This is a genomic window from bacterium (assembly GCA_024226335.1).
In the GTDB taxonomy this organism is placed as follows: domain Bacteria; phylum Myxococcota_A; class UBA9160; order SZUA-336; family SZUA-336; genus JAAELY01.
This window is the reverse complement of record JAAELY010000424.1, coordinates 1-952: the sequence shown is the minus strand read 5'-3', so window position 1 is coordinate 952 and position 952 is coordinate 1. Positions and strand designations below refer to the sequence as shown.

At 64.0% G+C, this 952-nt stretch carries 2 protein-coding genes; both read left to right on the top strand.

Translation table 11 applies throughout. From position 1 onward, the window contains the following. The first annotated feature begins 88 nt into the window (after positions 1 to 88). Positions 89 to 637, top strand: a complete 549-nt coding sequence (locus GY725_20730) for a DUF3341 domain-containing protein (protein ID MCP4006612.1) — start codon at positions 89 to 91, stop codon at positions 635 to 637. Beyond that, positions 634 to 952, top strand: a 319-nt coding sequence (locus tag GY725_20725) for a hypothetical protein (protein ID MCP4006611.1), incomplete at its 3' end; no start/stop codon positions are given. The genes GY725_20730 and GY725_20725, both read left to right, overlap by 4 nt.

Below are 952 nucleotides of genomic sequence, written 5' to 3'. Positions count from 1 at the left end.
TCTTGTTCGTCCGATTCCTTCCGGTCATTGCCATGGGCGAGATCAAGGGCGTGCTGAGCTACGGGCGCACCCACGAAGGAGACAAGGCATGAACCGCAAACTGATGGGTGTGTTCAGCCGGGAAGACGAGATTCTCGCCGTGACCCGCGCCTGCCGTGAGCGGGGTTACGAGATCGTCGACGTCTACGCGCCGTATCCGGTGCATGGCCTCGACCGTGCGATGGGTCTCAAGCCGTCCCGCATCACGTGGCTGTGCTTTGCACTCGGGGCATTTGGCGCCTCGGCGATGCTGGCCTTTCAGATCTGGACCTCGGCAGTGGACTGGCCGACCAACATCGGGGGCAAGCCGCTAAACTCGGTGCCCGCCTTCATCCCGGTGACGTTCGAATCCGCGGTGCTCGCCGCCGGGCTGGGCACCGTCCTCGTCTTGCTGATTCGTTCCGGTTTGTTCCCGTGGTCCAAACCCAATCTCGTTCACCCGCGGGTCACCGACGATCGTTTTGTGCTGGCCATACGCCAGACCGACGCGGACCTGGATCCCGGGATGGCCGCGAGCCTGATGCGCGAACATGGAGCGCTCGACGTCCGCGAGGACATCGGCGAGGGAATGCAGGAACTCGACGAGGGAAGGCAATGAAAGGCAGCGCCACCGTCATTGGGCTTCTCGTGGTCGTACTGGCCGCGTTGATCGCAGCGCACTGGCTGATCTTGCCTGATCCGTCCCGGCGAAACTACGAGTTCTTTCCGAACATGGTCGAGTCATACGCGCGGGATGCGCAGAGCCCGCCTTTCGTGTTTGACGACGGATCGGCGCTGGACCTGCGCCCGCCCGAGGGTAGCGTGGCCCGCGGCTACATGCCCTTCGAGTACCCTGCGACGCCGGAAGGGGCGTTGCTCGCAGGGCAGGAGCTGCAGAATCCGTTTTCGGGTGATGACGCCGATGCGGCCTCCC

Excerpts from the sequence above, each read along its gene's own strand:
- GY725_20730 (MCP4006612.1), top strand. The coding sequence starts at position 89 with ATGAACCGCAAACTGATGGGTGTGTTCAGCCGGGAAGACGAGATTCTC.